23 protein-coding genes are annotated in these 22391 nt (G+C 68.7%); 14 read left to right on the top strand and 9 right to left on the bottom strand.

Annotation, left to right across the window (positions count from 1 at the left end):
- The 4 genes from MBTS_RS02250 to MBTS_RS02235 all read right to left on the bottom strand — a co-directional run.
- The coding region (locus MBTS_RS02250; RefSeq protein WP_192214997.1) for a PepSY-associated TM helix domain-containing protein at positions 1-568 on the bottom strand (568 nt) is incomplete at its 3' end.
- A gap of 42 nt (positions 569-610) precedes the next feature.
- Complete coding sequence (locus tag MBTS_RS02245) at positions 611-973, bottom strand: hypothetical protein (protein ID WP_056146755.1); 363 nt, start codon at positions 971-973, stop codon at positions 611-613.
- A 152-nt stretch (positions 974-1125) separates the two neighbouring features.
- Complete coding sequence (locus MBTS_RS02240; protein WP_238253923.1) at positions 1126-2058, bottom strand: S41 family peptidase; 933 nt, start codon at positions 2056-2058, stop codon at positions 1126-1128.
- Between the two features lie 223 nt (positions 2059-2281).
- Complete coding sequence (locus tag MBTS_RS02235; RefSeq protein ID WP_192214996.1) at positions 2282-2950, bottom strand: GntR family transcriptional regulator; 669 nt, start codon at positions 2948-2950, stop codon at positions 2282-2284.
- 299 nt (positions 2951-3249) lie between these two features.
- On the opposite strand from MBTS_RS02235, the gene mdcA reads away from it, so the two are divergent.
- The 9 genes from mdcA (at position 3250) to MBTS_RS02190 (ending at position 10717) form a co-directional block, all read left to right on the top strand.
- Positions 3250-4896: a malonate decarboxylase subunit alpha gene (mdcA, locus tag MBTS_RS02230; protein WP_056146760.1), complete on the top strand. Its 1647-nt coding sequence runs from the start codon at positions 3250-3252 to the stop codon at positions 4894-4896.
- A 14-nt stretch (positions 4897-4910) separates the two neighbouring features.
- Positions 4911-5222 carry a malonate decarboxylase acyl carrier protein gene (mdcC, locus tag MBTS_RS02225; RefSeq protein ID WP_056146763.1) on the top strand — a complete coding sequence of 104 codons (312 nt, stop codon included), beginning with the start codon at positions 4911-4913 and terminating at the stop codon, positions 5220-5222.
- A complete protein-coding gene (locus tag MBTS_RS02220) occupies positions 5222-6154 on the top strand; it encodes a biotin-independent malonate decarboxylase subunit beta (RefSeq protein ID WP_056146764.1) in 933 nt (310 codons plus the stop codon). Before mdcC ends, MBTS_RS02220 begins: the two co-directional genes overlap by 1 nt.
- Entirely contained in the window at positions 6141-6872 is a 732-nt protein-coding gene (mdcE, locus tag MBTS_RS02215; protein ID WP_147833065.1) for a biotin-independent malonate decarboxylase subunit gamma, read from the top strand. Before MBTS_RS02220 ends, mdcE begins: the two co-directional genes overlap by 14 nt.
- Positions 6865-7536: a malonate decarboxylase holo-[acyl-carrier-protein] synthase gene (mdcG, locus tag MBTS_RS02210; RefSeq protein WP_192214995.1), complete on the top strand. Its 672-nt coding sequence runs from the start codon at positions 6865-6867 to the stop codon at positions 7534-7536. Before mdcE ends, mdcG begins: the two co-directional genes overlap by 8 nt.
- Positions 7533-8396 (top strand): triphosphoribosyl-dephospho-CoA synthase MdcB, encoded by an 864-nt coding sequence (mdcB, locus tag MBTS_RS02205; protein ID WP_192214994.1) that lies wholly within the window; start codon positions 7533-7535, stop codon positions 8394-8396. The genes mdcG and mdcB overlap by 4 nt, the downstream gene beginning before the upstream one ends.
- Complete coding sequence (locus MBTS_RS02200; protein WP_192214993.1) at positions 8393-9340, top strand: ACP S-malonyltransferase; 948 nt, start codon at positions 8393-8395, stop codon at positions 9338-9340. Before mdcB ends, MBTS_RS02200 begins: the two co-directional genes overlap by 4 nt.
- Before the next feature lie 554 nt (positions 9341-9894).
- Positions 9895-10344 carry a GNAT family N-acetyltransferase gene (locus MBTS_RS02195; RefSeq protein ID WP_026175858.1) on the top strand — a complete coding sequence of 150 codons (450 nt, stop codon included), beginning with the start codon at positions 9895-9897 and terminating at the stop codon, positions 10342-10344.
- A gap of 79 nt (positions 10345-10423) precedes the next feature.
- Entirely contained in the window at positions 10424-10717 is a 294-nt protein-coding gene (locus tag MBTS_RS02190; protein WP_147833070.1) for a hypothetical protein, read from the top strand.
- A 21-nt stretch (positions 10718-10738) separates the two neighbouring features.
- Here MBTS_RS02190 and MBTS_RS02185 read toward each other — a convergent pair whose 3' ends face one another.
- Together MBTS_RS02185 and MBTS_RS02180 are read right to left on the bottom strand one after the other, a co-directional pair.
- Entirely contained in the window at positions 10739-11935 is a 1197-nt protein-coding gene (locus MBTS_RS02185) for an App1 family protein phosphatidate phosphatase (RefSeq protein WP_192214992.1), read from the bottom strand.
- Between the two features lie 87 nt (positions 11936-12022).
- Positions 12023-13012 (bottom strand): Ldh family oxidoreductase, encoded by a 990-nt coding sequence (locus tag MBTS_RS02180; RefSeq protein ID WP_147833194.1) that lies wholly within the window; start codon positions 13010-13012, stop codon positions 12023-12025.
- Positions 13013-13272: 260 nt separating this feature from the next.
- Between MBTS_RS02180 and MBTS_RS02175 the strand changes: the two genes are divergently transcribed.
- The 3 genes from MBTS_RS02175 to MBTS_RS02165 all read left to right on the top strand — a co-directional run bounded on the left by MBTS_RS02175 (position 13273) and on the right by MBTS_RS02165 (position 16544).
- Positions 13273-13569, top strand: a complete 297-nt coding sequence (locus MBTS_RS02175) for a hypothetical protein (RefSeq protein WP_056146782.1) — start codon at positions 13273-13275, stop codon at positions 13567-13569.
- A gap of 311 nt (positions 13570-13880) precedes the next feature.
- On the top strand, positions 13881-14984 hold the full coding sequence (locus MBTS_RS02170; protein ID WP_147833193.1) for a tlde1 domain-containing protein: 1104 nt from the start codon (positions 13881-13883) through the stop codon (positions 14982-14984).
- Between the two features lie 387 nt (positions 14985-15371).
- A complete protein-coding gene (locus MBTS_RS02165) occupies positions 15372-16544 on the top strand; it encodes a zinc-dependent alcohol dehydrogenase (RefSeq protein WP_056250990.1) in 1173 nt (390 codons plus the stop codon).
- Positions 16545-16608: 64 nt separating this feature from the next.
- Here MBTS_RS02165 and MBTS_RS02160 read toward each other — a convergent pair whose 3' ends face one another.
- Positions 16609-17889, bottom strand: coding sequence for a D-serine ammonia-lyase (locus MBTS_RS02160; protein ID WP_192214991.1), 1281 nt, complete (start codon positions 17887-17889; stop codon positions 16609-16611).
- Between the two features lie 87 nt (positions 17890-17976).
- Positions 17977-18441, bottom strand: a complete 465-nt coding sequence (locus MBTS_RS02155) for an Lrp/AsnC family transcriptional regulator (RefSeq protein WP_056163426.1) — start codon at positions 18439-18441, stop codon at positions 17977-17979.
- Between the two features lie 160 nt (positions 18442-18601).
- On the opposite strand from MBTS_RS02155, the gene MBTS_RS02150 reads away from it, so the two are divergent.
- The gene (locus MBTS_RS02150; protein ID WP_018043348.1) at positions 18602-19612 is read left to right on the top strand and encodes a 1-aminocyclopropane-1-carboxylate deaminase; all 1011 of its coding nucleotides are present in this window, start codon (positions 18602-18604) and stop codon (positions 19610-19612) included.
- 10 nt (positions 19613-19622) lie between these two features.
- Here MBTS_RS02150 and MBTS_RS02145 read toward each other — a convergent pair whose 3' ends face one another.
- On the bottom strand, positions 19623-20531 hold the full coding sequence (locus MBTS_RS02145; protein WP_026175857.1) for a LysR family transcriptional regulator: 909 nt from the start codon (positions 20529-20531) through the stop codon (positions 19623-19625).
- 176 nt (positions 20532-20707) lie between these two features.
- Here MBTS_RS02145 and MBTS_RS02140 point away from each other — a divergent pair, with 176 nt between their 5' ends.
- Positions 20708-22234 carry an ABC transporter substrate-binding protein gene (locus MBTS_RS02140; protein WP_373321278.1) on the top strand — a complete coding sequence of 509 codons (1527 nt, stop codon included), beginning with the start codon at positions 20708-20710 and terminating at the stop codon, positions 22232-22234.
- Positions 22235-22391 lie beyond the last annotated feature (157 nt).

Below are 22391 nucleotides of genomic sequence, written 5' to 3'. Positions count from 1 at the left end.
TCCCGCCCCCTTGCCCGCGCGGCCACCACAGATAGGTGCCGGTGACGACGAGGATGATCGCGAAGCCTGCCACCACCTCCACGATGCCGTTGGCGACCGTGCCGAAATAGCTGAGGCTGTGCAGGCGCCTCACCACCATCATCGGGTCGCTCTCGGTGTTCACGACGTCGAGCACATCGGCGTTGTAGGGGTCGAGGTAGACCTGAATCCGGCTGCCGCCCTCCCTCATGGTCACGAGGGCGGAGGCGGTCGCGGAGGCCGGGCCGGTGAAGGAGACCGGCACACCGCCCGGAACCGCTTCGGAGGCGGTGTAGACGAGGCGGCTCGCGCTCACGGGCGCCCGGTTCTGCGCCGCCACCTCGGTGCGGTGGGCGAAGAGCGCGGCGTTGATCTCGTCCTTGAACAGGTAGATCGCGCCGGTCGTCGAGAGCAGGACGAGGAACGGCAGGCACAGCAGGCCGGCGTAGAAGTGCCAACGCCAGACGGCGCGATAGATGCCGTCGCGCGACGCGCGCATGGCGTCGGACCCGCGAAATGCGTGGGCGCCGCCCTGGGACGATGGGGTCATCGGGGTCAATCCGGGTCTGAGCGATCGAAACGGTCTGATCTCTCAGGCGGAAGGCGGACCTCGCGATCCGATGGATTGGTCGGGCGGTGCCCGCGCGGCGGGGACCGCCACGTCCGCACGTGGCGCAAGCGGGGCGGGGCGAGCCTGCCAGACCACCGTTTCGAAGGCCGTGTCCTGCCCCGGCGCCTGCGGTCCCGCATGGGCCGCCGTGCAGCACGCATGCGCGCAGGCCGGGCTCGCATCGGCAGGATCGCCCGCTGCGTCATGCCCGCAAAGGGCGCTTTCCCATCCCGCCTGGGCCGGTGGCGTCATCGTGACGAGGAACGCCTGGAGGCACAGGCCGTAGAGCGCGATCACGGCGATGATCGCGCGCAGGCCGGCCGTCCCTGGCGAGAGCTTCCGCATCACGTGGCCTTACGGCACCGCTTCGCGCGCCGTCAACGTGGCAGGTGGAACGGTGATGTCCCGGTGTGCGGTATGGCTGTGGGCGACGGAGCGGGTGATGTCTTTCCTTTCTGCTGTCCCGAAAGGATGAGCTGAAAGCGCACGTGCCGGCCCTACAACTTGCTGTCGCGCGTCGCCAAAGCCAGCGCCGCTTCTTGCGTGACCTCGGAGGTGGCCGACACATTCGGGCTCACGCCGACACTGCCCCAGTTGCCGCCCGTTATCGGATTTTCTGCCCTTCCGGTCGGCACGACGACGAAGAAATCTGCCCCGAGCTCGGTGAGGCCACCTGGATTGGCGCCCCCGCGCGTTTTCTCGCCGACGATGGTCGCACGCTTCAGGGCCTGTAGATCGTAAGCGAACTCCTCGCCCGCCGAATAGGTCTTGGGACCGACCAGCACGTAGACCGCCTTGCCGAGGTAGCTCACCTGGGTGGGCGAACTCCAGAACGACTCCGTTCGGAAACTCGTCGTCCCGCGATTGCGCCAGATCAGATCGTTGATGTGAACGCGCTGGCTTGGATCGAGAAAGAAGCTGACGAGATAGGCGACGGAAGCCGGATGGCCGCCGCCATTGTCGCGCATGTCGACGATGAGCGCAGAGGTATCCGATAGGTCCTGCATCGCCTTGTCGGCGGCCGGCTTGAAATCCCCGGGGGGAACGAAGCTGGCGAGGTGGATGTATCCGACATTGCCAGCCAACCGCTTGACCTGAAAGCCGGACCCCTGCCTGTCCGAAGGCTTGGGCCGGTTCGCGAAGGGATCGCCATGGATCACTCTCACGTGGTTATCGCTGGTCAGCGACCGCAGGCGTTCGGTCAGTTGCCTGGCGAACTCGCCGGGATCGTCCGCCATCGCATAGGCATGGGCGTCCAGATCACGTTGGATTGCATCCGCGGCCTGCTTTCCCAAATCGGGAAATACGTATCCTTCTCTCAGCTCGGCGGCGATGCCATCCACGACCTTCCTGACCGTGTCTTGGGCGAGGGGCGCACGCTTCAAGTTTTCCGTTGAGATGTCGGCTTTGGAAACGGAGGGTTCCGCCACGATCGCCAGTACAGTTGTGCAAAAGACTGCTGCGACAACAGATCGGCAACGGCGCATGGCTAAACCTCGAACGATTCCCGGCAACCCCATTGTCCGGCTTGGACAATGGCCAGCGGGGTCGCCCGACCTCTCGTAAGGGGCGAACTCCGCCCCTTGCCCGGAGCAAATTCCAAACCAAAGCACGACTGGCGGACTCATCCGTCCGTCGTCGCGATTGATCGCCTCACGCACCGGCATGTTCGGCGATGTAATGGCCGATGGCGCTGGCGGCGTTGAGCATGTGGGCGCGCATCCGCCTCGCGGCGGCGTCGCCGTCGCCCTCGGCGATGGCCGCCAGGATCTCGCCGTGCTCGGTGCGCGAGCTCCGGATCCGCTCGCCATGGCGCAGCTGCGTGCGGCGAAACCCCGAGAGCCGCGTGCGCAGGGCGAGCGCCTGTTCCAGCAGGAAGCCGTTATGGGTGGCGCCGTAGAGGGCCTCGTGAAACCCGCGGTTCAGCGTGTCGTAGGCGTCCACATCGCCCGCCTCCACCATCGCCTTCGATTGGGCATGGAGGTCCATGAGGTGGCTGCGTTCGAGCGGCGTCATCCGGTAGGTGGCGAGGCGCACGCACATCGCCTCGAACTCGGCGGTCGCCTCGAACATGTCCATGATCCGCTCCGGCGTCATCCGGGTGACGACGACGCCCCGGCGCGGGCGCAACTCCACGAGACCGTTGAAGGCGAGCTGGCGCAACGCCTCCCGCACCGGCGTCCGGGAAGCGCCGAAGCGGTCGGCGAGATCCTGTTCGTCCAGGGCCGTGCCCGCGCTCAGGGTGCCGGCCGCGATCTCGTCGGTCAGGGCGTTGCGGATCAGGTCGGAGAGAAGCCCCCGCTCCTCGGCGATGCCGTCCATGGTCGTCGTCCCCTCCCCGCTTGCGTTGCCGGCCCGCCTTACGATGTCCCTCATCGCAGATGGGGCGGATCGTCAAGCGGGATTGGGATGCTCCTAGCACGTCCGGAATGCCGAGGCCTCGTCCTGTCGCCATCTCGTATTCTTTACCTCGCCGATAACCCATATCGGTATACCCAGAATTGACTTGGTCACCAGACGGGGTACGCATGGTGCGATACGGGACGGTCCGCGACTTGTCGCTGGCCGCGCGTTCCCACGGTCTCCGCCGATGCGGGGCCGGATGACGAGAGGCGGATCGGATGGCCGATTGGCGGGTGCAGCGGAAGGCCAGGGACGCGCGGATCGAGCGCGGCCGGGTCCATGCCGAGGGCAAGCTCGTGGCCGCGTCGGCGGTGGTCGACCTGCTGGAGGCGGTGCTGCTGCCCGGCGACCGGGTCTGCCTCGAAGGCGACAACCAGAAACAGGCGGATTGTCTCGCCAGGGGCTTGAGCGCCTGCGACCCGGTGCGGGTCCACGACCTGCACATGGTCCAGTCCGGCATCGTGCTGCCCGAGCATCTCGACATTTTCGAGCAGGGCATCGCCCGGCGCCTGGACTATTCCTATTCCGGGCCGCAAGGCGCGCGCATCGCCCGGATGCTCTATGGCGGGCAGATCGCGCTCGGCGCGGTGCACACCTATCTCGAACTCTTCGCGCGCTACTTCATCGACCTGACGCCCAATGTCGCGCTCATCGCGGGCGTCTCGGCGGACCGCGACGGCAATCTCTATACCGGCCCCAACACCGAGGACACGCCGACGGTGGTGGAGGCCACCGCCTTCAAGAACGGCGTCGTGATCGCGCAGGTGAACGCGATCGTCGACCGGGTCCCCCGTGTCGACATCCCCGGCGACCGGGTGGATTTCGTGGTCGAGGCCGACAGGCCGTTCTACGTGGAGCCGCTCTTCACCCGCGATCCGGCGGCGGTCACCGAAACGCAGATCCTGATGGCCATGATGGCGATCAAGGGGATCTACGCCGAATACGGCATCCGCCGCCTCAACCACGGCATCGGCTTCGGCACCGCCGCCATCGAGCTGCTGCTGCCGACCTTCGCCGAGCGGCTCGGCCTCAAGGGCAAAATCGCCACCCATTGGGCGCTCAACCCGCATCCGAGCCTGATCCCGGCCATCGAATCGGGCTGGGTCGAGCAGATCCACTGTTTCGGCTCGGAAGTCGGGATGGACCGCTACATCCGCGAGCGGCCGGACGTGTTCTTCACCGGATCGGACGGAAGCCTGCGCTCCAACCGCGCCTTCTGCCAGACGGCGGGGCTCTATGCCTGCGATCTCTTCATCGGCTCGACCCTGCAGATCGATCTCCAGGGCAATTCCTCCACCGTCACCACCAACCGGGTGGCGGGGTTCGGCGGCGCGCCGAACATGGGCTCCGATCCGCATGGCAGGCGCCACCCCTCGGACCCCTGGATGAAGGCCGGCGAGGAGGCCGGCGGCACCGGCGATCCGGCGCTACGCCGGGGCCGCAAGCTCGTGGTGCAGCTAGTCGAGACCTTCGGCGACAAGCTGGTCCCGGCCTTCGTGGAGCGGCTCGACGCCCTCGAACTGGCGCGCAAGCTCGATCTCGAACTGGCTCCGGTGATGGTCTACGCCGACGATGTGACCCACATCGTCACGGAAGAGGGCATCGCCAACCTGCTCCTGTGCCGGACGCTCGACGAGCGCGAGCAGGCGATCCGCGGGGTCGCCGGCTACACCGATGTCGGGCGCGGCCGCGACCACGCCATGGTCGAGGCGCTGCGCGCGCGAAAAATCATCCGCCGGCCGGAGGATCTCGGCATCGATCCCCTGGACGCCGACCGTTCGCTCCTGGCGGCGCGGTCGATCAAGGATCTCGTGCACTGGTCGGGCGGCCTCTACGAGCCGCCGGCCAAGTTCCGGAACTGGTGAGGGAGCGCCACCCCATGGAAAAGCTGACCTTCCGGCATCGGACGGCGAAGCCCCTGCCCGGCACCAAGGCCCAGGCGATCACCGGCGTGGTCGCCTCGGGCAACCTCGAAGTGCTGATGGAGCGCAGCCTCGCGCCCGACGAATGCATCGTCGAGATCGATACCGCGATCAACGGCTACGGACCGGTCTGGGAGGCGGTGGTCTCCGATTTCGTGGCGCGCCGGCAGCCCGGCGGCCTGCGCATCACCATCAACGACGGCGGGGCACGGCCCGACACCGTGACCCTGCGCCTGCTCCAGGGGGCCCGGCTGATGGAGGCCGTGTGATGGCGATGAGCCCCGTCTCCCTCTCCGCCGATCCCCTCGACCAGAGCTGGTACGAGGCCAGCGCCCGCGCCCGCCTCGACGCTCTCGTCGATCCCGGTTCGTTCGAAGAGTTCCTCGGCCCCGAACAGCGGGTGATGAGTCCGCACCTGCCCGCCTTCGACCTGCCGCGCGCCTTCGACGACGGCATCGTGGTGGGACGCGGGAGCCTCGGCGGTTCGCTCGTCCTCCTGGCCGCGCAGGAGGGCCGCTTCATGGGCGGGGCCTTCGGCGAGATACACGGCGCCAAGCTCGTCGGCCTGCTGCGGGCGGCCCTCCAGGTGAGGCCGGCGGCGGTGCTGATCCTGTTCGATACCGGCGGCGTCCGGCTGCAGGAGGCCAATGCCGGCGAGACCGCCATCGCCGAGATCATGCGCGCCATCGCCGACCTGCGCAGGGCCGGCGTGCCGGTGATCGGGCTGATCGGCGGACGCGCCGGCTGCTACGGCGGCGGCGGCCTCATCGCCGGCACCTGTTCGCGCCTCGTGGTCTCGGAAGGGGGACGCATCAGCGTCTCCGGCCCGGAGGTGATCGAGACCAACAAGGGGGCGGAGGAGTTCGATTCCCGCGACCGGGCGCTGGTCTGGCGCACCATGGGCGGCAAGCACCGCCGGCTCATCGGCGGGGCGGACGCTTTCGCGGACGATACGATCCGCGCGTTTCGCGATGCCGCCCGCGAACAGATCGGCAAGGCGCCGGCCTTCGATCTCGCCACCCTGGAGGCCGAACAGGCCCGCCTCGAAGCCCGCCTCGACCTTTTCGGCGACGCCCGCGACGCCACCGAGATCTGGAGCCGCCTCGGCGTGAACGATCCCGCCGCCGTGCCGGGCCTGGACACGGACCGGTTCGATGCCCTTCTCGCCCGCCTGCCGGAGGCGCCCCATGACGCTCGCTGAAATCCTGGCCTCGCTGTTTCCCGAAGGGCACGGCGTCGAGGTCGCGGACGGCCTCATCGGCGGCGACGGGCCTTTCGGGGCGGGCCGTCTCGCGGTGGTCGGGATCGACGGCAACACCCCGCTCGGGATCGAGGGCGCCTGTCTCCTCGCCGGACGCGTCCTCGATGTGGTGCGCCGGGGCGGCGAGACGCCGATCCTTGTCGCCGTGGATTCCGACAGCCAGCGCATGAGTCGCCGCGACGAGTTGCTCGGCCTCAACGAGTATCTCGCCCATCTCGCCAAGGCGCTGCTCCTCGCCGATGCCAGCGGCCACCCCACCATCGGCCTCGTCTACGGGCACACGGCGGCAGGCGCCTTCATCGCCACCGCTCTCGCGACACGGGTGCTCGCCGCCCTGCCCGGCGCCCATCCGAGCGTGATGGACCTGGCCTCGGTGGCGCGGGTCACCAAGCTCCCCCTCGAGCGGCTGGAGGAGATGGCGACATCCACCTCCGTGTTCGCGCCCGGCCTCGACAATATGGTGAAGGCCGGGGCGGTCCATGCCGTGCTCGACCCATCGACGCCGCTCGGCCCCCAGATCGAAGCCCTCATCGCCGGGAGTTCCACAACGGATGGCCGCGACGCCCTCGGCGAGGTACGCGGCGGGCGGCTCATGGCGCGCGACATCGCCGGGCGGGTGATGCGGGCGGCAACGGGCGACGCGGCCCCCCGTGACTGAGGACGAGGCGTCGGGGCTCGCTCGCCACGACCTCCTGCGCGTCGACCCGGAATCCTGGGCGCGCCTCCTCGCCGGCCGCCGGGATCTCGACGGCGTTCCCCATCTCGCCGAATGGGCCCGTCGCGGCTGGCCGGTCATCACCCGCCGCCGCGATCCCGGCGAGCCTGCGGACCACATCCCCGCCGGCCTGCCGCTGCCGCCTTCCGCCGGCAAGCGTCGGATCGGCCTCGCCTTGCCGGCCGCCGCCGCGAGTCGGTTTGGGCCAGTCACCCTGGAGAGTGCGCGTGTAACAGCGCCGGAGGCGTGGCGGCCGGTGGTCGATGAGGTGCTGGCCCTCGGGCGCGAGCACCGCCTCGTGCCGCATGTGTTCGGAAGCCTGCTGTGGCAGGCTTTGACCGGTCTTCCCTATCTCGGGGCCGGCTCCGATCTCGACCTGCTCTGGCCGGTCTCTGGCCGGGTCGATCCCCGGTTTCTGCAGGCCCTCGCGCGGATCGAGGCGGGCGCGCCTATGCGCCTCGACGGCGAGATCGTCCTGCCCGACGGGGCCGGCATCAACTGGCGCGAACTGCTCGACGCTCCCATCGGCGGAACCGTCCTGTGCAAGGGGCGGGAAAGCCTCGCCCTGCGCCCCGCCGCGTCGTTTCTCGCGGAAGTGACGCCATGATCGCCCTCGCCCGCTCTCCGGTCAGGGACGCCCGGATTCCGCTCAGTCCCGGCGACATCGCGGAACGCGCGGTCGAGTCCCTGCGCCGCGAAGTCGAGACCTACCCGAAGCCCGGCCTCGTCAGCCATGTGGATCGCGGCAGCCATGCCGACATGGATGCCGGCACCTTTCGCGCCAGTGCCACGGCCCTCCTGCCCTACTTCGCCGAGTTGGCGGATGCCGGAGCCGCAGGGGCCGGGATGACTGCCCTTCGCCGGATCGGCATCGAGGGCGAAATTGCCATGCGGGAGGCGACGGGCGGGGTGAACACCCATCGCGGCGCCATCTTCGGCCTCGGCCTCCTCACTGCCGCCGCGGGCGCCCTCGCCCACACGGCCCGCCGCTTGCCGCCGGGAGCGCTCGGGCGTCTCGTGAGCGAGCGTTACGGCGAGGCGATCCTCACCGGACCCGTCCTGCTCCATGCGCCGGGCGCGGCGGCTCGGCGACGCTACGGGATCGGCGGCGCGCCCGCCGAAGCTGCGGCGGGATTTCCGATCCTTTACGCCATTGGGCTGCCCGCCCTGCGCCGGGCGCGGCATCTCCGCCCCGGCCACGAGGAGGCCGCTCGCGTCGAGACCTGCTTCGCCCTGATCGCTCATCTCGAGGATACCAACCTGCTCCATCGCGGCGGCGAGGCGGGCTATGCCTTCGCCCGCGCCACGGCCTCCGCCTTCCTCGCCGGAGGAGGCATCGCGCGGGACGATTGGCGGGCACGAGCGGAGGCCGTCCACCGGGCCTTCGTCGCGCGCAATCTCAGTCCCGGCGGTAGCGCCGATCTCCTCGCCATGACCCTGTTCGTCGACGGATTGGAGACGGCATGAGTCTCGCGGTCCTGCTCTCGGGCCAGGGTGGCCAGCATCCCGCCATGTTCGATCTCGTGGCCGATCATCCCGCCGCTCAGGACATCTTCGCGGCGGCGATGCCTCTCCTCGGCGCCGACCCGCGCGACCTCGCCCAGACGGGCGGCCCGGCCCTGCACGGCAACCGCACGGGTCAGATCCTCTGCTGCGTCGCCGGCCTCGCCGCCTGGACCGTCTTGCGAGACGGGAGCCACGGCCGTGTGGTCCTGGCCGGCTACAGCATCGGCGATCTCGCCGCCTGGGGCTGCGCGGGGCGGCTTTCGCCCGCCTCGGTTCTGCATCTGGCCGCCGCGCGCGCCGAGGCGATGGATGAGGCCAGCGGGCCGGGCTACGGGCTCGCCGGCCTTCGCGGCCTGTCGCGCGCGCGGGTCGCGGCCCTGGTCGAGGAGCATGGCTGCCATCTCGCCATCCTCAACGCCGCCGACAGCGTGGTCGCCGGCGGGGCCGTGGCCGATCTCGAATCGCTGTGCGCTCGGGCTCTCGCCTCGGGGGCGGCGCGGGCGGTGGTTCTGCCGGTCCATACCCCCTCGCACACGCCGCTCCTGGCGGCGGCCAGCGCGCGGTTTCGCGCGGCGCTGGCGCGCGCCGAGATCCTGACGCCGTCTCGCCTCGGCCCGTCGCCGCCGCCTCGCCTCCTCAGCGGTCTCGACGGTGCCCCGGTCTTCGATGCCGCCAAGGGGCTCGACAAGCTGGCCGAAGCGATCTCGCAGGCCATCGATTGGGCGGCCTGCCTCGACGGCATCCGCGAGGCCGGGGCGCGGGCCGTCCTCGAACTCGGCCCCGGACATGCCTTGGCGACCATGGCGCGGGACGCCATGCCGGGCGCGGCCGTCCATGCCGTCTCCGACTTCCGCTCCCTGTCCGGGCTCACGGACTGGCTCGCGGCGCAGGAAGGCGCGGGCTGAACCGCCCCGGCTTCCGCCGTGAACCGTATGCCCCGCCAGCGCGTTGAGGAGTCGGGCGGAGGCTTGACCATGTCGAGATGGATCTACGGGGCCGGTATCCTGAGTGCCGCGCTGGCATCGGCCATCCCCTGTGCCGCTCAGAACATGGCGCTGACACCGCCAGCACCCCGGCCGAGCACCGTCCCGAGTGAGCCCGTCCGACATCCCGAGCCTCCTGCGCGACCGCAGCTCCATGCTTTCAGCGGCGAGCTTCCGAACCAGAGGACCGGCCCGATGCGCAACCGTGTGGTCCGCGACATCTGCATCGGCTGCGACCGCTGAATCTGCGGGTCGGGCGAGGGGCGGACATCATTCAGAAACAGAGCGGCGCGAAACGGATCCGCTGCGCTCCGACTTCCCCCAAGCGAGGCGTGGCGGATGGACGGAGCGGTGTGCCGAGGGTGCACCGCCCCGTCCGTCTTCATGACCGCGCGGACGGGTCGCGCGCGAGGAGACGTCCCGAGTTCTCCGCCGGTGGTCTATGGATGTCCCAATGACATCCACCGGAGACGCGTTTGGCTAGCCGCTATGGGCTCGAGATCCGGGCTGCGACCGCTGCCGATGCGGCGGGCCTTGCCGCCCTGTTCCAGGCATCGGGACAGTCCATAGCGGTGAGCGATCTGGCCGAACGGCTGGAGGCCTTGCGCCTTGGGAGCGGGACGGCCCTCATCGCCGTCGAATGGGGGCCGCCGAGCGGTCTCGTCGTCCTGCACTGGTACCGTTCGCTGACGGCGGCTCAGCCCGTCGCCCAGATCACCGGCCTCCTGGTCGGACCGGACGAGCGCCGACGCGGCATCGGCCGTCTCCTGCTGAAGGCCGCGTCGCAGGCCGCCCGGATGGCGGGATGCACCACCCTCGAACTCGCCGCCGCGCCCGGTGAGGAGACCTTGCCGGCCTTCTGCGACAGCACGGGATTCGAGCGGGCCGGATCTTTGTTCACCCGGCCGCTGCGCAAGAAGAGCTGATACCGGTCACTCCGGGAACCGTGCGATTCACCGCGTCGTTGTTTTCGTCGATCACTTCGACCCGATCAAGGAGACCGGCATGACACGGACTCTCATCCGCACGACCCTCGCCTCGGCATTGCTCCTCGGCCTCACCGGTGCCGCCCTGGCGCGCGGCGGCACCGGCGGTGGTGGCGATGGGCTCTCGCCTTACTCTGCATTGAGCGGCAACGACCGCTCGGCCGGCGTGAACAACGGCAATTACCGCGATCCCCGCCTCGACCCCTATCTGCAGACCTATGGCCGGCGCTACGTCGCCCCCCGCCCCTATGGCGGCGCCGGCGAATACGGCTATCGGCCCTCGCGCCGGGGCTATGACGGATACGGGTACTGACGGGGCGACGCAGCCCCGCTCTCAGGCCGGAGCCTTCTGGGCGGTGGCTTTGTCGTCGTCCGGTTCGATGACGATCGGCTCCACCGTCTCCGGCATGACCTGTGACCGGCATTCCGCCAGGATCGCGTCCGCTCCCTCCTTGCCGATGAGGCCGAGCGAAAGGGCATGCTCGGCCATGATTGTGGTGTCTCCGGCCAGCACCAGGCTGCTGCCGGCCTCGAGGATGGCCTGCGACAGGCGCTCGATCTCCTCGGCCCGGCACGGGTCGCGCGAGACGTTGCGGATGTAGACGGCGAGCACCCGGCCGGGATTCTCCGAGACGATCTTGGCATAGACCTCGGGGTCGTGCTGGCCGCTATCTCCGATGAGCACGAAGGGCAGGTCGCCGTAGAGCGCCAGCATGTGGCGGATCAGGTCGCGCTTATGGTCCTCGGCGCGGCGCGGTAGCGGATGGCGCCAGGAGAGGCCCCATTCCCGCAGGAACAGCACGGGCCCCGCCGGAATCCCGTGCTGCCGGAAGAACTCACTGAGCATGTCGTAGATGCCCCAGGGCGCCCGCGAGACGTAGAGCATCGGGTTCGACTGGTCGCCGGTGGCGCCCGCATGCAGCGCCCGGCTCAGGGACGCCGCTCCCGGGAACGCGACGCGGTCCTCCGCATCGGCCACGAACAGGCGCCACAGCATCTTGAGCTTGTTGGCCACGCCCGTATGCATGATCGTATCATCGATATCGCTGATGACGACGAAGCGGCAGTTCTCAGGGGGAATGAACACCCGCCCCTGCGCCCGCACCGGCGGATCGGCCGCGAGTTCGAGTTCGACGCTGTGCCAATGGTCCTCGCCGGCGGGCACGTTCGGTGGCTTGAGGCTCACCCGGAAATAGCCGTCGCGGTCGGTCACGGCGGTCGTCTCGGCCCCGCCGAAGCGCGCGACGACGGACGCATCGGCGACCTTGCGCCTGCGGATGCGCCGGGCGATGTCGCGGAGATCCGCGGCGATGTCGTCGGCCTCGGGGTTCGGCTCGCGGCGTGCCTGCCGGAAGACCCGGCCGATCAGGAAGATCTCCCTCGTCGAGCCGTAGCCGCGATAGGCCTCGATCACGGTCCCGCCCGTCCCCTGCGCCCGGCGCACCGGTCGGGCGGCCAGCGCCAGCAGGCGCCCGCCCGCCCTGCGCCAGCGCGGCGTCGCCCGTTCGGGGGTCGGAGGAGGTGAGGTCATGGGCCGGCCCGAAGCAAGACGATCGTGATCGCGGTCAAGCCGCCGTCGGGGCCGAAGGTTGCGAGGGACCTCTCGGTTCGAGCGTCGTCACAGCCGCTCGATCTCCGCCAGCAGCGTCTCCGAGAGGGTGATCCCTTCCTCGGCGGCACGGGCGCGGGCGGCGAAGCGGCGTGTTCCGGGCAGCCGCGCGCCGTCCTGTTCCGCCACCGAGCGGGCCATCACGGCGAAGCGCTCCAGGGCATTGCCGGCAAAGGCCGTGGCGTCGATGGCGAGGATGAGCTGGCCGGTGGCGGGAGGCTCGCCCTCGGCATCGAGGAAGGACGTGGCTTCGCTGGCGAAACGCGCTCCGGTGAGGCCGGCGGCGAGCAGTTCCACCATGAGGGCGAGGGCCGTGCCCTTGGCATCGCCCAACGGCACCATGGTGCCGGCGAGCGCCGCCACGGGGTCCGTGGTCGGGTTGCCCTCAGCGTCGAGGGCCCAGCCCTCGGGGATCGCCTCGCCGCGCTGCTTGGCGGTGATGATGTTGCCGCGCGCCACCTTCGACAGGGAGAGATCGACGATGACCGGCTCCGCCCCCGGCAGCGGGCAGGCGAAGGCGATGGGGTTGGTGCCGAAGACCGGCCGGGTTCCGCCCCAGGGCGCCATGGAGGCGGGGGCGTTGGCGAACAGGATGGCGACGAGACCCTGTTCGGCCAGAGCCTCCACCGGCCGCCCGGCCGCCCCGCAATGGTGCGAGCGCCGGATGGCGGCCGCGGCGATCCCCTGTGCGCGGGCGATCTCCGGCAGGAGGGCGATGGCCGTGTCGAGGGCCGGATAGGCGAAGCCGTGGGCCGCATCGATGGCGAGCAGTCCCGGTTTCGGCCGCGCGCTCGTGACGACGGCATCGCCGACGACCTTGCCCGCCCGCACCTGTTCGCCATAGGCCAGCAGCCGCATGAGCCCGTGGGTCCGCAGCCCGTCGGCTTCCGCCGCGACGAGGGCGCGGGCGACGCTCTCGGCATTAGCAGGCGCGGTTCCGCAGCGGACCAGGGTGTCCGTGGCGAGGCGATGGGCGGCGTCGAGTCGAAGGATCGGCATGGCGTGGCCTTAAGACAGCTCTCCGTGGCCTGTCGAGGGAGAAGTCCGGCTCCGCACCGGGCATCGCCGGGGTCGGCTCTAAGCTGAACGTTCCCGATGGTATGATTTAAGACAAAGCAGCCGGCGGATAAGCTGAGCCGTGGTCGTCAGCCGGTGTGCGACGTATTCTAAAATGAAAATTTCCGGGGCGTTATTTCATTGAACCATGTGGGCAGTGCGACGTTATTAGGTCAAGTTCGTAAGACATGAGGAAATAGACTATGCAGATCAAGACATTCGCCATCGCTGCCGCCTTCGCCGTTTCGCTGAGCGGCGCGGCCTTCGCCCAGACGGCCGCTGGCGGCGGAAGCGCCGAGGGCAACATGAACAATCCCGGCAGCGTGAAGAGCAACGGTGAGAAGGGGGCGGAGCGCATGGGCGGCGCCAACACCACCGGCTCCACCATGGCTCCGGGCATGGCGACCGACGTCCCCTCCAATGCGACGCCGGGCGCGCCGGCCGGCTCGAATGGTGGCAACGCCGCCACCGGCAGCGGTGCGGCTCCCAGCGGCAAGTAAGGTTTCGGGGCGCCCGCCACAAAGGCGGAGTGCCGGATGTATGAAGAGACCGCCCCGTCCGCCGAAAGGCAGGCGGGGCGCTTTCATATGGGGGCCGGAAGGTGTTCGGGCGGCCAGTACATTCTCTCGAAAAACATGCTCACGATTTATCGGTGATTAACCAACTTCGCGCTGAATGGGAGGCATCAAGGTTGATGGTTCCCTAAAACGACATGGACGATCGATGTGACCTTCGCGGGGCTCTTGGCGGAGCTTGGCGAGGTCGTTCGAGGGCCGTGCGGGCAGGGTACGCGTATCCGAGTACAGCCCGCATGATCGACGATGCGTCCACCTATCGCCGCCGCCCACGCCGTTCCCGGCCGCGCAGCCGCGTTCTTCTGAAGACGGCCGTCGTCGCGCTGTTCGTCGCGACCTTTCCCCGGTTGACCGGGTTGGACACGCCCGTGCCCGCCGCGACGGCGCCATACGCCGGCCGGCAGGTCTCCCCCGAGGCAACGCCCGCCGCCGCCGTCCGCAGCTATGCCTGGATGCTCGACCCCTCCCCCGCCTTGGGTGCGCGGACGCCGGACTGGCGTGCCTCTGAGCCCATGCAGGTGGCCGGGTTCGCGGCCCCGCAAGCCTCGCCCGTCGAGATCGCCCCCGGTATCGCGCTCGCCGCCGTGGCGCCGGCCTCCTCAGAACTCGCACCCGCTTCAAGGCCGCTCCAGCAGACGGCCCGCCTCGTCCAGCCGATGCCCGCCCCGGTGCCGCGGCCCTTCGACCTGAAGCCCCTCGCCCGCGAGCCGCGCCTCGCCACCCGCCGCCCGTCGTCGCGGACGGTGGTGGCGGCCCGCCAGGACGTGGAGGCCGAGCGGTCGTTCTTCGAGACGGTGTTCGGCCGGCGTGATCCCGAACGCAGCCCCGCTCCCGCCCTCGCCTATGCCTCCGCCGATACGGGCGCCATCGATCTGAGCCAGCGCCGGGTCCTCGACCGCGTGCCCGCCACGGCGGGCGGCGGGACCGCGATCTACGACATCAGCGCCAGCACGGTGACCCTGCCGAGCGGAGAGCAGCTGGAGGCCCATTCCGGCCTCGGCCAGCACATGGACAACCCGCGTCTCGTCCATGTCCGCATGCGCGGGGCGACGCCCCCCGGCACCTACGATCTGACCGAGCGCGAGGCCCTGTTCCACGGGGTGCGCGCCATCCGCCTCAACCCCGTGGGCGGCAGCGCCGCCATCCACGGCCGCGACGGCATCCTCGCCCATACCTACATGCTCGGACCGAGCGGCGCGTCCAACGGCTGCGTGGTGTTCAAGGACTACAACCGCTTCCTGCAGGCCTATCTGCGCGGCGACATCCGCCGCCTCGTGGTGGTGGCCGGCCACAAGGGGGACGCGCCGGCCTCGTTCACGGCGAGGCTGTTCGGCCGCTGATCCCCGGTCGTCTCCCATCCGGCCGATACCCGTCCGACATACTCTTGCTACGCCCCGAGGTTAGTCAGAGACGCGTCCTGCCTGTCGCAGGCCAACCTCGTGGCGTGCCGTGGCAGAGCGGCAGTCTTTCCTGCCGAGGCGGCGAATGACTTATGTTTGATCGTGGTATTTTTCGGCGTCAATAGCCTGTCTTGATTCATACAAAGCGCGTTGCGATATGCTCAAGCTCGAACTTGCTTGAACCGGTGCAATCGACATTCTGGAACTCATGGACTCGGCTGGTGTTTTCCACCGGAGCCCTCGGCGACGGGGTTCGGCCCTGCGGCGTCAAGGCCGCCACGGGCGGTCCCGGCGATTGTCCTGACATTCCGGTTTCGAAAGAGCGCAATGAAAGCACTGTGTTGGCACGGCAAGGGTGACATCCGCTGCGATACGGTGCCCGATCCCCGGATCGAGGATGCGCGCGACGTCATCATCAAGGTGACGTCTTGCGCCATCTGCGGCTCGGACCTCCACCTGATGGACGGCCAGATGCCGACCATGGAGAGTGGCGACGTCCTCGGCCATGAATTCATGGGCGAGGTGGTCGAGGTCGGCCAGGGGTTCACCAAATTCAAGAAGGGCGACCGCATCGTCGTGCCCTTCAACATCAATTGCGGCGAATGCCGGCAGTGCAAGCTCGGCAACTGGTCGGTCTGCCAGCGCTCGAACCGCAATGCCGAGATGGCGGCCGCGCAGTTCGGCTACACCACCGCCGGCCTGTTCGGCTATTCGCACCTCACCGGCGGCTATGCCGGCGGCCAGGCGGAATACGTGCGCGTGCCGATGGCCGATGTGGGACCGATGCTGGCGCCGGAAGGCGTCGACGACGAGTCGCTGCTGTTCCTCACCGATATCCTGCCTACCGGCTGGCAGGGTGCCGAGCATTGCGAGATCAAGGGCGGCGAGATCATCGCGATCTGGGGCGCGGGTCCGGTGGGGCTGTTCGCGATCCAATCCGCCAAGATCATGGGCGCGGAGCGCATCATCGTCATCGAGACGGTGCCGGAGCGGATCGAACTCGCCCGGAAATACGGTGCCACCGACATCATCGATTTCATGAAAGAGGACGTGTTCGAGCGGATCAAGGAGATCAGCAAGGGCGAGGGCGCCGACGGCGTGATCGACTGCGTCGGCATGGAGGCCACCGCCGGCCACGGCGTCGCGGGGATCGTCAGCACCCTGCAGGAGACATTCACCTCGACCGAGCGCCCCTACGTCCTCATGGAGGCGATCAAGGCCGTGCGCCCCTGCGGGATCGTCTCGATCCCCGGCGTCTACGGTGGCCCGCTTCCCATCAATATGGGCTCGATCGTGCAGAAGGGGCTGACCCTGAAGAGCGGCCAGACCCATGTGAAACGCTACCTGGAGACGCTGACGAAGCTGATCCAGGAGGGCAAGATCGACATGACCTCGATGATCACCCACCGCTCCACCAACCTCGCGGACGGCCCCGACCTCTACAAGACGTTCCGCGACAAGAAGGACGGCTGCGTGAAGGTGGTCTTCCACCCGAACTGACGGCATGTGCAGGGATATGGCCCGGAACGAGGCCATATCCCGTCATAGGCCCGGGGCTTCATCGTTATCCCCGCGCCAGGGCGTCCTGAAACTCCGCCTCCGGCAGAAGCGCCCCGCCAGTGGTCCAGACCACATGCGTCGCCCGCGCAGGTGCGGCGGCGTCGAGATAGGGCCGGATTGCGGCGAACCCCGCCGCCGCCGAGGGTTCGAGCCGCAGGCCCGGATCGGCCCAGAGGCGTTTTACCCAGGCGAACAGGTCGGTATCGGCGACCGTGACCACCGCCTCGATGAGCGGGCCGACCGTGCCGGCCACCAGCATCGAGGCACCCGCCACCGCGAGCCCATCGGCGGCGGTGCGGTTGTCGAGGCCGATCTCGTAGACGTCCACCGGGCGCGACAAACCGGCGGCGAGCTGCACCAGCATGCAGGGCGAGGCCACCGGCTCCACGAAGATGCAGCGGATGGTGTCGCCGAACAGCAACTTCAGGCCGAGCGTGACGCCGCCGGGCGCGCCGCCGACGCCGCAGGGAAGATAGACGCAGAGCGGGTGGGCCGGATCGACCCTGATCCCGGCCTCGTCCAGCTGGCGCTGGAGGTCGAAGGCCGCCGCCGCATAGCCGAGGAACAGGTCGACGGAGCTTTCGTCGTCGACGAAATGGGCGTCGGTCCGCCCCTCGAAAGCCGAGCGTGCCGCCGCGACCGCGCTGCCGTAATCGCCCCGATGCTCGACCACCCGGGCGCCGATATCCCGCAAACGCTGCTTCTTCCACGCCTTGGCGTCGTGGGACATGTGGACTTCGACCGCGAAGCCCAGCGTCCGCGCCATGACGCCGACGCTGAAGCCGAGATTGCCGGTGCTGCCGACCGCGACCGTGTGCGCCCCGAACGCCTCTCGTGCTTCGGCCTCCGCGAGCCGGGCATAGGAATCCCCCGGCCATAGCAGGCCCTTCTCAAGCCCGAGCCGCTCGGCATAGACCAGTACCTCGTAGACCCCGCCCCGCGCCTTGATGCAGCCGGTGACCGGCAGGTCGTGATCGGCCTTTACCCAGACCGCGCCGCCGGTCGGACCGGCGATGGCCTGCGCGATAGGATCGGAGAGGGGCATCAGGGGCGAGTCGATGCGCCCTGTGGCGAGATCGTCGAAGAGGTGGCGCAGCAGTGGGTCGAAGCGGCGCCAGCGTGCCTCCGCCGCCTCCACATCGGCCAGGGAGAAAGCCTGGCTCGGCAGGAATTCGGCGGCCGGCCGGAGATGGGGATTGAGCCAGGTGGTGGGCCGGGCCTCCCGCACGCTCGCTGGAATGGCGTCTAGGGAGGGGGCGGGCGACGTGTCGGCATCCGTACTCATGCGGTCCGTTCTCCTGTGATCCCGATGGCCCCGGCGTTGTTGCCGCGCTCGATGAACCGGAGAGGCCGCCTCGCGCAAGCCTCGCCGTCAGAGATCCATCGGCGCATTGTCCACCACCTCCTTCATGACGAAGAAGGTCCGCGTCTGCCGCACCCCCGGCAGCGCGATCAGGGTGTCGCTGTGCAGGCGGTTGAAATCCGCCATGTCGGAGACGCGGATCTTCAGGAAATAGTCGAAATCCCCGGCCACGAGATGGCAATCGAGCATGGTCGGCATCGCCTGGGCGGCGGCCTCGAACGCGGCGAAGCTCTCCGGCGTCGAGCGGTCGAGTACGACGCCGACGATGACGAGGGACCCCCGCCCGACCTTCTCCGGCGCGATCCGCGCATGGACGCCGCGGATGTAGCCCTCGTCGAACAGGCGCTGCGTGCGGCGGTGGCAGGTGGCGGCGCTGGTATTCACCCGCTTGGCGATCTCGGCATTGTTCATGCGCCCATCGGCCTGGAGCAGGCGCAGGATCTTCAGATCGATCCGGTCGAGCGATGGCGACATGGAAGAACCTTCCGTATTTTCAGCAGAAACGACGTTTTATGCTAAGCTTGACCGGGTATGACCCGCATTTTTATGGCATAATTTGTCGTCATTCGAGAGCACCTTTCGCGCGAGTTTTGCTAGCGTTCGGTTCTCACTGATGCGAGGACGTTGCCAAGCCATGCTGTCGAAATTCGAGCGCTATCCCCTCACCTTCGGCCCGAGCCCGATCGAGAAGCTGTCGCGCCTCACCGACCATCTCGGCGGCGATGTCGAGATCTACGCCAAGCGCGAGGATTGCAATTCCGGCTTGGCTTACGGCGGCAACAAGCTGCGCAAGCTCGAATACATCGTGCCCGATGCCATCGCGAGCGGAGCCGATACGCTGGTCTCCATCGGCGGCGTGCAATCCAACCACACCCGCATGGTGGCGGCGGTGGCCGCCAAGATCGGGATGAAGTGCCGGCTGATCCAGGAAGCCTGGGTGCCGCACGAGGATGCGGTCTACGACCGGGTCGGCAACATCCTGCTCTCGCGCATCATGGGCGCGGAGACGCAGCTCGTGGATGACGGGTTCGACATCGGCATCCGCGAGAGCTGGAAGGCGGCCCTGGAGGATGTGAAGGCCAAGGGCGGCAAGCCCTACGCGATTCCCGCGGGCGCCTCCGTGCACAAGTTCGGCGGCCTCGGCTATGTCGGCTTCGCCGAGGAGGTCCGCGCGCAGGAGGCCGAGATGGGCCTGCGCTTCGACTACATCGTCGTGTGCACCGTCACCGGCTCGACCCATGCCGGCATGGTGGTGGGCTTCGCCGCCGATGGCCGCGCCCGCAACGTCATCGGGATCGACGCCTCCTGCACCCCGGCCCAGACCAAGGCGCAGGTGCTCGACATCGCGCAGAAGACGGCCGCCCTCATCGGCGCCCCCGAGATCACGGAAGACGATGTGGTCCTCAACGAGGATTACGCCTACCCGGTCTACGGCGTGCCCTCGAAGGAGACCGTCGAGGCGATCCGCCTCTCGGCGCGGCTCGAGGCCATGATCACCGACCCGGTCTACGAGGGGAAGTCGATGCAGGGGATGATCGATCTCACCCGGAAGGGGTTCTTCCCCAAGGGCTCGAAGGTGCTCTACGCCCATCTCGGCGGCGCGCCGGCCCTGAACGGCTACAGCTACACGTTCCGGAACGGCTGATCGGGACGGTTCACGCCCTGCCGGGCTCCGCCGGCGGCAGGGCGGCGATGAGCTGGCTGAGGAACGCCTGCGCCGCATGCGGCAGCTTGCGGTCCCGCATCAGCTGGACCTGAATGCCGCGCCGCAGGCTCGCCTGTGATTGGATCGGGATGCAGACCAGTTCGCCAAGGCGCACCGGCGTCTGCACCGAGAGGGCCGACATCAGCGCGATCCCCTTCGTCCGCCGCACGAAGGGGAGGAGCGCCGTGAGGATGTTGGAGGTCAGCGTCGGCTCGATGGCGATGCCCTCCGCCCGGCAGGCCGTGTCGAAGACGAGACGCGCCGTGGTGTCGAGGGGCGGCATCGCGATCGGATAGGCCTGGAGTTCGTCGATCCGGATCGACGCCCGGCCGGCCAGCGGATGGTCGGGGGCCGCGAGCGCCACCATCTCCACCGTCGCGTCGTAGATCACCGTGACGAGGTTCGTCGGCGCGAGCACGAAGGTGATGCCGATATCGGCGTCGCCCGCCGCCACCACCTGCGTCACCTGAGCCGGCGGCAGGACCTGAATCTCGAACCGGATACCGGGATGGCGCGCGTGAAACTCGGCGATGGCGTTCGGCAAGAGGTCGAGGGCGAACCCTTCCGCCGTGGCGACGCGGATGAAGCCCCGCGCCAGCCCCTGCAATTCCTGGATCTCGGCCGCGACCTGCTCGGCCCGCACCAGGGTCTGGCGCGCATGCCGGGCCAGCAGCTCTCCCGCCGGGCTCAGGACCATGCCGCGGGGACGGCGCTCGAACAGGACGCAATCGAGCTCCGCCTCCAGATTGGCGATCTGCCGGCTGATCGCCGAGGCCGCGACGTTGAGCTGGGCGGAGGCCGCCGCGATGGAGCCCGTGCGGGCAACGGCGAGGAAATAGCGCAGGCCTGACATCTGCATGGTCGATCTCCCGAGCCCCGCCGGCCGCACGAGAATTGCCGAAACGGCACGGCAAGCTTCGACAAATTCTACTTGTTGCGATGCAAAATGCACAACATCATGGCACGACGAAAAAAGCGGCAGGACGGGTGCGCAAGTGTCCGTCGCGATGTCGCGGAGCTGAAGGGATGCAGATCATGGCGAGATACCTTCCCGCGGCAGGCGCCACACTCGCTCTCCTGCTGACGACGTTCAGTGTGCCGGCGCTCGCCGGCAAGGCCAACGACACCCTGGTCTATGCCTCGGATACCGAGCCGGAAAACGTCAGCCCGTATCACAACAGCGCCCGCGAGGGCGTCGTGCTCGCGCGCAACGTCTGGGACACCCTGCTCTACCGCGACCCGAAGACCGGCACGTATCAGCCGATGCTGGCCACCGCCTGGAAATGGGTCGACCCGACCACCCTCGAACTGACCCTGCGCGAGGGCGTGACCTTCCATAACGGCGACGTCTTCGGCCCCGAGGACGTGGCCTTCACCTTCAATTACGTGCTGACGCCGGAAGCCCGCACGGTGACGAAGCAGAACGTCGACTGGATGAAGTCGACGGAGGTGGTGGACGCCAAGACCGTCCGCATCCACCTCAAGACCGCCTTCCCGGCCGCCCTCGAATACCTCGCCGGACCGACCCCGATCTTCCCGGCCGCTTACTTCAAAAAGGTCGGCCTCGACGGGTTCGCCAAGGCCCCCATCGGCACCGGCCCCTACCGCATCACCAGCGTCGAGAACGGACGCGGGGTGAAGATGGAGCGGAACGCCCAATATTGGCCCGGCAGCCCCATCGGAATGCCCAAGATCGGCAAGCTCGAATTCCGCGTCATCCCCGATGCCGACAGCCGCATGGCCGAACTCGTCACCGGCGGCATCGACTGGATCTGGCGCGTGCCGAGCGACCAGGCGGACCAGCTCAAGGCCGCGCCCAACGTCACCGTGCTCAGCGCCGAGACCATGCGGGTCGGCTTCCTGCAATTCGACACGCTCGGCCGCGCCAAGGAGAACTCGCCCCTGAAGGATCCCCGCGTCCGCCAGGCGATCTCCTACGCCATCGACCGCAAGGCGATGGTCGACAACCTCGTCCGTGGCGGCAGCCGTGTCATGAACGCGGCCTGCTTCATCGACCAGTTCGGCTGCACCGACGAGGGTGTGCCGCGCTACGCTTACGATCCGGCCAAGGCCAAGGCGCTCCTCAAGGAGGCCGGCTATCCCGACGGGTTCGAGATCGATCTCGGCGCCTATCGCGAGCGCGACTACGCCGAGGCCGTCATCGGGTATCTCCGCGCCGTCGGCATCACCGCCCGGCTCAACTATCTGCGCTACGCGGCGCTGCGCGACATGATCCGGGGCGGCAAGGTCTCCATCGCCTTCCAGACCTGGGGCTCGTTCTCGGTCCTCGACGTCTCCGCCTTCACCGGCGTCTACCTCAAGGGCGGCGACGAGGACCTGACCAAGGATCCCGAGACCATCGCGGCGCTCCAGGCCGGCGACGGCGCCACCGATCCGGCCGCGCGCAAGGTGAAATACGCCGAGGCGCTCAAGCGCATCGCGGCTCAGGCCTACATCCTGCCGCTGTTCTCCTACTCGACCAACTACGCCTTCACCTCGGACCTGACCTTCACGGCGCAGCCCGATGAGTTGCCGCGCTTCTACGCGGCGAGCTGGAAGTAAGGGTTCCAAGGGCGCCGGTTCTGTCAGCAGACCGCGTCCCTCTCCCCCTTGTGGGGAGAGGTTAGGAGTGGGGGTGGTCGGGCGACCCTCGCTCAGTCGAGGCTGGCGGAGCGACCCCCACCTCCACCTCCTCCCCACAAGGGGGAGGAGGGCCGCG

The organism is Methylobacterium bullatum, from assembly GCF_014845095.1.
Lineage (GTDB): Bacteria > Pseudomonadota > Alphaproteobacteria > Rhizobiales > Beijerinckiaceae > Methylobacterium > Methylobacterium bullatum.
The sequence above is the reverse complement of the archived record's forward strand: the minus strand, read 5'-3'. Positions and strand labels throughout refer to the sequence as shown.

What these genes read in the sequence shown, in the direction of transcription:
- MBTS_RS02185 (WP_192214992.1), bottom strand. Translation starts at nt 11,935, where the DNA reads ATGACCTCACCTCCTCCGACCCCCGAACGGGCGACGCCGCGCTGGCGC.
- MBTS_RS02160 (WP_192214991.1), bottom strand. Translation starts at nt 17,889, where the DNA reads ATGAGTACGGATGCCGACACGTCGCCCGCCCCCTCCCTAGACGCCATT.
- mdcC (WP_056146763.1), top strand. Translation starts at nt 4,911, where the DNA reads ATGGAAAAGCTGACCTTCCGGCATCGGACGGCGAAGCCCCTGCCCGGC.
- MBTS_RS02180 (WP_147833194.1), bottom strand. Translation starts at nt 13,012, where the DNA reads ATGCCGATCCTTCGACTCGACGCCGCCCATCGCCTCGCCACGGACACC.
- MBTS_RS02145 (WP_026175857.1), bottom strand. Translation starts at nt 20,531, where the DNA reads ATGCAGATGTCAGGCCTGCGCTATTTCCTCGCCGTTGCCCGCACGGGC.
- mdcE (WP_147833065.1), top strand. Translation starts at nt 6,141, where the DNA reads ATGACGCTCGCTGAAATCCTGGCCTCGCTGTTTCCCGAAGGGCACGGC.
- MBTS_RS02170 (WP_147833193.1), top strand. Translation starts at nt 13,881, where the DNA reads ATGATCGACGATGCGTCCACCTATCGCCGCCGCCCACGCCGTTCCCGG.
- MBTS_RS02190 (WP_147833070.1), top strand. Translation starts at nt 10,424, where the DNA reads ATGACACGGACTCTCATCCGCACGACCCTCGCCTCGGCATTGCTCCTC.
- MBTS_RS02150 (WP_018043348.1), top strand. Translation starts at nt 18,602, where the DNA reads ATGCTGTCGAAATTCGAGCGCTATCCCCTCACCTTCGGCCCGAGCCCG.
- MBTS_RS02175 (WP_056146782.1), top strand. Translation starts at nt 13,273, where the DNA reads ATGCAGATCAAGACATTCGCCATCGCTGCCGCCTTCGCCGTTTCGCTG.
- MBTS_RS02235 (WP_192214996.1), bottom strand. Translation starts at nt 2,950, where the DNA reads ATGGACGGCATCGCCGAGGAGCGGGGGCTTCTCTCCGACCTGATCCGC.
- MBTS_RS02140 (WP_373321278.1), top strand. Translation starts at nt 20,708, where the DNA reads ATGGCGAGATACCTTCCCGCGGCAGGCGCCACACTCGCTCTCCTGCTG.
- MBTS_RS02220 (WP_056146764.1), top strand. Translation starts at nt 5,222, where the DNA reads ATGGCGATGAGCCCCGTCTCCCTCTCCGCCGATCCCCTCGACCAGAGC.
- MBTS_RS02200 (WP_192214993.1), top strand. Translation starts at nt 8,393, where the DNA reads ATGAGTCTCGCGGTCCTGCTCTCGGGCCAGGGTGGCCAGCATCCCGCC.
- MBTS_RS02165 (WP_056250990.1), top strand. Translation starts at nt 15,372, where the DNA reads ATGAAAGCACTGTGTTGGCACGGCAAGGGTGACATCCGCTGCGATACG.
- mdcB (WP_192214994.1), top strand. Translation starts at nt 7,533, where the DNA reads ATGATCGCCCTCGCCCGCTCTCCGGTCAGGGACGCCCGGATTCCGCTC.
- mdcA (WP_056146760.1), top strand. Translation starts at nt 3,250, where the DNA reads ATGGCCGATTGGCGGGTGCAGCGGAAGGCCAGGGACGCGCGGATCGAG.
- MBTS_RS02245 (WP_056146755.1), bottom strand. Translation starts at nt 973, where the DNA reads ATGCGGAAGCTCTCGCCAGGGACGGCCGGCCTGCGCGCGATCATCGCC.
- MBTS_RS02155 (WP_056163426.1), bottom strand. Translation starts at nt 18,441, where the DNA reads ATGTCGCCATCGCTCGACCGGATCGATCTGAAGATCCTGCGCCTGCTC.